At 40.3% G+C, this 6,708-nt stretch carries 8 protein-coding genes and 1 pseudogene; 7 read left to right on the plus strand and 2 right to left on the minus strand.

The features are described 5' to 3' along the window. A pseudogene (locus tag C3007_RS06730) lies at positions 1–284 on the minus strand (IS1595 family transposase); the annotation flags it as partial. A 129-nt stretch (positions 285–413) separates the two neighbouring features. On the opposite strand from C3007_RS06730, the gene C3007_RS06735 reads away from it, so the two are divergent. Genes C3007_RS06735 through arsB form a run of 3 tightly spaced genes read left to right on the plus strand, consistent with a single transcriptional unit; the run spans position 414 to position 2,213 of the window. Next, positions 414–737 carry an ArsR/SmtB family transcription factor gene (locus C3007_RS06735; RefSeq protein WP_034293588.1) on the plus strand — a complete coding sequence of 108 codons (324 nt, stop codon included), beginning with the start codon at positions 414–416 and terminating at the stop codon, positions 735–737. A 50-nt stretch (positions 738–787) separates the two neighbouring features. Then, a complete protein-coding gene (gene arsC, locus C3007_RS06740; RefSeq protein WP_065233444.1) occupies positions 788–1,198 on the plus strand; it encodes an arsenate reductase (glutaredoxin) in 411 nt (136 codons plus the stop codon). A 1-nt stretch (position 1,199) separates the two neighbouring features. Beyond that, positions 1,200–2,213, plus strand: coding sequence for an ACR3 family arsenite efflux transporter (gene arsB, locus C3007_RS06745; RefSeq protein ID WP_103853728.1), 1,014 nt, complete (start codon positions 1,200–1,202; stop codon positions 2,211–2,213). Between the two features lie 85 nt (positions 2,214–2,298). Here the strand turns inward: arsB and C3007_RS06750 are convergent, their stop codons facing one another. Further along, on the minus strand, positions 2,299–2,913 hold the full coding sequence (locus C3007_RS06750) for a cation efflux transmembrane domain-containing protein (protein WP_039096602.1): 615 nt from the start codon (positions 2,911–2,913) through the stop codon (positions 2,299–2,301). 69 nt (positions 2,914–2,982) lie between these two features. Between C3007_RS06750 and C3007_RS06755 the strand changes: the two genes are divergently transcribed. From C3007_RS06755 to C3007_RS06775, 4 genes are all read left to right on the plus strand, one after another. After that, positions 2,983–3,381 carry a MerR family transcriptional regulator gene (locus C3007_RS06755; RefSeq protein ID WP_013746097.1) on the plus strand — a complete coding sequence of 133 codons (399 nt, stop codon included), beginning with the start codon at positions 2,983–2,985 and terminating at the stop codon, positions 3,379–3,381. 147 nt (positions 3,382–3,528) lie between these two features. Further along, on the plus strand, positions 3,529–4,179 hold the full coding sequence (locus C3007_RS06760; RefSeq protein ID WP_103853729.1) for an IS1595 family transposase: 651 nt from the start codon (positions 3,529–3,531) through the stop codon (positions 4,177–4,179). 177 nt (positions 4,180–4,356) lie between these two features. Then, positions 4,357–4,812: a DUF411 domain-containing protein gene (locus C3007_RS06770; protein WP_039090548.1), complete on the plus strand. Its 456-nt coding sequence runs from the start codon at positions 4,357–4,359 to the stop codon at positions 4,810–4,812. Positions 4,813–4,822: 10 nt separating this feature from the next. Next, positions 4,823–6,370: a multicopper oxidase family protein gene (locus tag C3007_RS06775; RefSeq protein ID WP_103853730.1), complete on the plus strand. Its 1,548-nt coding sequence runs from the start codon at positions 4,823–4,825 to the stop codon at positions 6,368–6,370. Positions 6,371–6,708: the final 338 nt, after the last annotated feature.

Raw genomic sequence — 6,708 nt, forward strand, 5'->3', positions numbered from 1 at the left:
AACCCAAAAACAGCAACTTTTCCAGCCGCTCCTCGTCCTCGTTTTCCCTTTCGATGACCACCAAAATAGCTTTCGTCTAGTTCAATTTCCCCCTCAAAAATCTCGTTAACTTCAAGGGATAAATGATAGCCAATCACAAGCCTGATTTTATGGTAGAACAAAGCGGCTGTATTCGGTTGAATATCTAGCAAATTTGCTGCTGTTCTTGCAGTAACTTCTGCGACAAAAAACTCAAGCAGTTTTTTCTGCATGGATTTCTTTAATTTACAATATGTTATCTTCATTTTTGTAGTATAGCATTGTTGCTAATCTACTACAGCCCCTAAATTTTTCAGGCTACCTGAACACACAAACATCATTTCAATACCTATTGAAATGAAAAACACACCCTGCTATACTAACCGCCTATGAATATGAACACCGAACACGCCAGCAAACTGTTTGAAAGTCTTGCTTCGCCCACACGCCTTGCCATTTTCCAAGCTCTGACCGCCGAAGGGGGGCGTGGTATGGTGGCGGGCGATTTGGCAAAACAGCTCAATCTTGCCCCCAATAATCTGTCGTTTCACTTAAAAACTTTGGCAAACGCCAACCTTGTTTACAGTGAACAGCAGGGAAAATTTGTCCGTTATTTCGCCAATTTGGCGATGATGAACGGCTTGATTGAGTTTTTATTGCATCGCTGTTGTGAAAACGCAAGCGGTGGCGATTGCGAAAAATTTTGCCAATCGTGTTAACAAATTTTTTGCCCATTCATTTCAATAACTCTTGAAGTAAGGAACATACTATGCACCCAATCAGCATTTATCACAATCCCAAATGTGGTACTTCTCGCAACACGCTGGCTTTGATTCGCCATTTGGGCATTGAGCCGACCATTATTCATTATCTGGACACCCCGCCCGATGAACGCACACTACGCCAACTGATTAAGCAAATGAACATCACGCCCAGAGAGCTTTTGCGAAGTAATGTGCCTGAATATCAACAATTTAATTTGGACAACGAGGTGAGTGACAACGACATCATCAAGGCAATGCTAACCGCCCCCATTTTAATCAACCGCCCGATTGTCATCACCGAAAAAGGCGTGCGTTTGTGCCGTCCAAGCGAAGTGTTTCTGAGCATTTCACCTGTGGTATTACACAGTGATTTTGTCAAAGAAGATGGCGAAATCATCCGCGTACAAGGGGCATAAAATGGGCATTTTTGAACGATTTTTGAGTGTGTGGGTGGGGTTGGCGATTTTGCTTGGCGTGGGGCTGGGTATTTGGTTTACGCCTTATTTTCAATGGATTGCCACAATGCAGGTGGCTCAAATCAATTTGCCGATTGCGGTGCTGATTTGGCTGATGATTTATCCGATGATGATACAAATTGACTGGCTTGCCATTAAAAATATCCGCCACAATCCCAAAGGGCTGTGGCTGACTTTAACGGTGAATTGGTTGATTAAGCCTTTTACGATGGCACTTGTTGGCTGGTTGTTTTTTAAGGTGTTTTTTGCTGGCTGGGTAGATGAACAATCGGCAAACGAATACATTGCAGGTATGATTTTGCTTGGGGTTGCACCTTGTACGGCAATGGTTTTTGTTTGGTCTCAACTGGTCAAAGGCGACCCCAATTACACGCTGGTGCAAGTGTCTTTAAATGATGTGATTATGATTTTTGCCTTTGCCCCGATTGCTGGGCTACTTTTGGGTATCAACGACATCACAATCCCGTGGGATCCGCTGTTTTTTAGCGTGTTGCTGTATTTGGTGTTGCCTTTGCTTGTGGGAGTTGCCACTCGCAAATCTTTGCAAGATGAACACAAAATTCGCCAATTCAGCCAGCGTTTTAAGCCTTTGTCTATCTTGGGATTGTTATTGACGGTGGTGCTGTTGTTTGCGTTTCAGGCACAAACCATTGTGGATAAGCCGATGATTATCCTGCTGATTGCCATTCCTTTATTGGTGCAGACTTACGGCATTTTTGCCTTGAGTGCGATTTGGGCAAAATGGCTTAAATTGCCCCACGCCATTTCCGCCCCTGCTTGCTTAATCGGCACAAGCAATTTTTTTGAATTGGCGGTGGCGGTGGCGATTGCTTTATTTGGTTTAAATTCAGGGGCGGCATTGGCAACGGTGGTGGGCGTGTTGGTTGAAGTGCCTGTGATGTTGTCGCTGGTGTGGTGGATAAACCGAAAATCGCTGGAAAATAAAGGGGTGTAGGTTTTTCAGGCTGCCTGAAAGTTATTTTGCAAAATTCTCAAACAAAAACACCGCTTGAAAATCAAATTCAAACGGTGTTTATAAATTAACTGACTTTTACTTCCACCCAAGCCCTTTTGATGATTTCTTGACTGGCTTGTAATGCTAAAAATGCCAAAATAAACGCCACAATTAAATCAGGATATTTTGATTGAAAAAAATAAACTGCTATGCCAGCCAAAATCACTGCCACATTACCAATCGCATCATTGCGAGAACATACCCATACACTTCGGACATTACTGTCGCCATCACGGAATTTTAATAATATCAACAATGCCGACACATTCACCAATAACGCCAAAAATCCCACAATACTCATTTCGCTATAACTGGGAATTTCCCCATAAAACGCACGATAAATGGTTGTAATTAAAATAAATAAGCCAAAAACGCCCATCGTTAGCCCCTTAACCATAGATGCTTTGGCACGGTAACTTAATGCCATTGGCAAAACAATCAAACTTATCAAATAATTGGCACTATCGCCCAAGAAATCCAAGCTGTCCGACAACAGCGAAGTTGAACCCGATTTAATCCCCATTACAATTTCCACAAAGAACATTGATAAATTTAATATCAAGACAATCCACAAGGCTTTTTTGTACTTGGGTGATTGATGAATGGGCTGATTTGAACTGCAACAACTTTGGCACGCCATAACAAACTCCGAAAGATGATTGAAATTTGCTATAATATAAACTCCGTAGTTATTACAGAGTCAAGTACAATGTCAAAAATTTTTCAAATTAAACAAGCCAGTGAACAAACAGGCGTGCATTTAGAAACCATTCGTTATTATGAAAAACAAGGCTTAATCAAGCCAACTTTTCAAGCTAATGGCTACCGAGTTTTTGATGAAAATCAGCTAGAACAATTACGCTTTATTAAAACTTGTCGCAATATCGGTTTTTCTTTAAATGACATTCAGGTCTTATTGACATTTCAAACAACTCCCAATCATCAATGTGATGATGTTGATGAATTAACCCAAAAACATTTATCACATATCAACGAACAAATTAAGCAATTACAAGAAGTTAAATCATTTTTGGAACAAATTATTGGTTGTCAAAATAAAGAAATTGAAAATTGTCAAATCATTAAAAGTATTAAAGATAAAGGATAATGTTTTTCAGGCAGCCTGAAAGTTCATTTTTGCAAAATTTCCACACAAAAACACCGCTTGAATTGCTCCAAACGGTGTTTTAAACAAATATTTAAGGGGCTGTACTAGATAACTAGGGAAATCTAATTTCAGGTTAGAATAATCCCTATGAGAAGAAGTCGTTTAAGTCAGTACAAGCAAAACAAACTGATTGAACTGTTTATTGCGGGTGTTAGTGCTCGCACTGCAGCTCAATTAGTCGGCGTTAATAAAAACACTGCTGCCTATTATTTTCATCGTTTACGTTTACTGATTTTCCATAACAGCCCGCATCTGGAAATGTTTGATGGCGAAGTAGAGGTTGATGAAAGCTATTTTGGCGGACAGCGCAAAGGCAAACGCGGTCGCGGGGCAGCCGGCAAAGTGGCTGTATTCGGGCTTCTGAAGCGCAACGGCAAGGTTTACACCGTTGCTGTGCCCAATACGCAAACTGCCACTTTATTGCTGATAATACGTGAGCAGGTAAAGCCTGACAGTATTGTTTATACTGATTGTTACAAAAGCTATGATGTACTTGATGTGAGTGAGTTTAGCTACTTTCGCATCAATCACAGCACACATTTTGCTGAACGACAAAATCATATTAACGGAATTGAGAACTTTTGGAATCAGGCAAAACGCCACTTACGGAAGTTTAACGGCATTCCCAAAGAGCATTTTGAACTGTATTTGAAGGAATGTGAATGGCGTTTTAACCACAGTGAAATAAAAGTTCAAATTTCCATTTTAGAACATTTAGTAAAGCAGAATTTATTCTAGTTATCTAGTACAGCCCCAAAAATAATAGTGGATGGTACGTTGGCATATCTCTACTACAAGCAGTAGGATTTTGAGAAAAATTTTCAAATGATAGAATTTTTTCAGATTACTTGACCTTAACCCTAGGTCAAGCTTTAACATTGCGCCATTCCATCTCAATAAAAATAAGGACATCTTATGAAATTACATAAATTCACCCGCTCATTGTTGCTTTTAAGTTTAGGCATAACCGCTTTTGCTCAAGCACAAACACTTTCTATGGAAGTGTGGAAAAGCCCGACTTGTGGCTGTTGTAATGAATGGATCAGCTATATGCAGAAAAACGGTTTTGAGATTAAAGTCAACGAAACAGGCAATTATGATGCCCATAAGCGCTTTAACATTAAAGATGAACACGCTTCTTGCCACACGGCAGTGATTGATGGCTATGTGATTGAAGGGCATGTACCTGTTGAAGATATCAAACATTTACTCGCAGAAAAACCCGATGCAGTTGGCTTGTCCGCACCTGGCATGCCGATTGGCTCACCAGGTATGGATGGTGAAGCATACGGCGGACGCAAAGATCCTTATGATATTGTTTTGATTAAGAAAAACGGTGAAAGTGAAGTGTTCAAATCCTATAACCAATAGGGGGGAAAGAATGAAACGTCGAGATTTTTTACGTTATGGAATTGGAATTAGCTTAGCCAGTAGCTCGCTTTATAGCCTTGCGAATATGATGAACCACGCACAACATGGCAATATGGCGATGATGCATTCAGCACCTACTGGCCTAATGCCAACTGAGGCAATGCCTTCAGGTTTATCGCTTAATGGGATATTGCCAAAACTTGCTAATCAATCGACTCAAGCTGGGCTATTCAAAGCCACTTTAAAAGCAGAGCCAATTAAAATTCGCCTCGCAGACAATAAAGAAACGGAATTTTGGGCTTATAACGGACAACTACCAGGGCCACAAATTGAAGTATTTGAAGGCGATACCGTAGAAATTGAATTTATCAATCACCTACCACAACCCTCAACAGTACATTGGCACGGCTTAGATGTACCAAATGAGGCGGATGGTAACCCGATGGATATGGTTGAACCGCAAGGGAAAAAAGTCTATCGCTTTACGCTACCTCAAGGCAGTGCTGGGACATATTGGTACCACCCTCATCCACATGACCATGTTTCCGAACAAGTCTATAAAGGCTTAGCAGGCACTTTCGTTGTTAAAGCGAAAAATGATCCCCTTGCACACCTTCCTGAACAACATTGGGTGATTTCCGATCTGCGTTTAAATGCCGATGGCACCATTCCACCAAACACAATGTTAGATTGGATGAATGGACGTGAGGGGGAATTTGTGTTAATCAACGGTCAATATCAGCCCCAAATTCAAGTGAAAAAGAATGAACGAATTCGCCTTTGGAATGCCACTAGCGCTCGTTATTTTCGTTTAAACATTCCAGGGGTGAAATGGATTGTGGTGGGTACCGAAGGTGGTTTACTTGAAAAACCTCGCTCGCCTGTTGATGAACTGCTACTCACACCAGCCGAACGCGTTGAAGTGATTATGGTGGGTGAAACGCAAGGAACAGTCAATTTACAAAGCGGTTATTATGATCGCCGTAAGATGATGGTGCAAGAACAGCCTAAAGATCTCACTTTAGCCACAATTCAGGTGAAATCAGAACCTGTTCAGTTACCTGAAAGCTTAAGGTCCTTGCCTAACTGGGATGAGCCAAAGCAGGTTCGCCAAATTCGCTTTAGTGAAAAAATGATGAACCATACGAATATGCCAATGATGAACCACGGTACACATCACGCTACTACAACACCAACGGACAACCCTATTCCACCAATGATGAATGGTATGTTCTTAATCAACGGTCAAACCTTTGATATGAACCGTATTGATTTTGTTACCAAATTGAATGAAGTGGAACAGTGGGAAATCTTCAATGAAAGCCATATGGATCATCCATTCCATTTGCATGGCACTCAATTTGAAGTAATTCAACATACGTTAAACGGTAAAACCTTTAAGCCAGAAGGCAGAGCGTTAAAAGATGTGGTTAATTTACGCCCTTATGAAAAAGTGATTATTCGCTTTAAGCAAGGACATACTGGGTTGAAAATGTACCATTGCCATATTTTAGAACATGAAAATCTCGGTATGATGGGGATGTTTAAAGTGGAATAGTGGTATCTAACTATAAAAATAGAGGGATTTTCGTGAAAATTTGTAAATTGCGAAAATCCCTCTGCTTGTCATTATTTATTCCAACGGTTTAACAACGCAACAAGTGAGAGCATCACAGGCACTTCAACCAATACACCGATAACAGTGGCTACATATGAACTTATTTAATAACCTATCTGGTAATTCACTTTCCGGTTATATAGATAATATTTTATGGTCTTGATGCTTTAATAAAAGTGAGTATTTTCTTCTCTTGGTTTTTTATGATTTATTTTTACAAAATTTAAAGGGCTGTAGTAGATTAGCAACAATGCTATACTACAAAAATGAAGATAACA

This window comes from Avibacterium gallinarum, from assembly GCF_002921135.1.
Lineage (GTDB): Bacteria > Pseudomonadota > Gammaproteobacteria > Enterobacterales > Pasteurellaceae > Avibacterium > Avibacterium gallinarum.

Coding starts and splice junctions, on each gene's coding strand:
- C3007_RS06735 (WP_034293588.1), top strand. CDS start 414: ATGAACACCGAACACGCCAGCAAACTGTTTGAAAGTCTTGCTTCGCCC.
- C3007_RS06760 (WP_103853729.1), top strand. CDS start 3,529: ATGAGAAGAAGTCGTTTAAGTCAGTACAAGCAAAACAAACTGATTGAA.
- C3007_RS06770 (WP_039090548.1), top strand. CDS start 4,357: ATGAAATTACATAAATTCACCCGCTCATTGTTGCTTTTAAGTTTAGGC.
- arsC (WP_065233444.1), top strand. CDS start 788: ATGCACCCAATCAGCATTTATCACAATCCCAAATGTGGTACTTCTCGC.
- C3007_RS06750 (WP_039096602.1), bottom strand. CDS start 2,913: ATGGCGTGCCAAAGTTGTTGCAGTTCAAATCAGCCCATTCATCAATCA.
- C3007_RS06755 (WP_013746097.1), top strand. CDS start 2,983: ATGTCAAAAATTTTTCAAATTAAACAAGCCAGTGAACAAACAGGCGTG.
- C3007_RS06775 (WP_103853730.1), top strand. CDS start 4,823: ATGAAACGTCGAGATTTTTTACGTTATGGAATTGGAATTAGCTTAGCC.
- arsB (WP_103853728.1), top strand. CDS start 1,200: ATGGGCATTTTTGAACGATTTTTGAGTGTGTGGGTGGGGTTGGCGATT.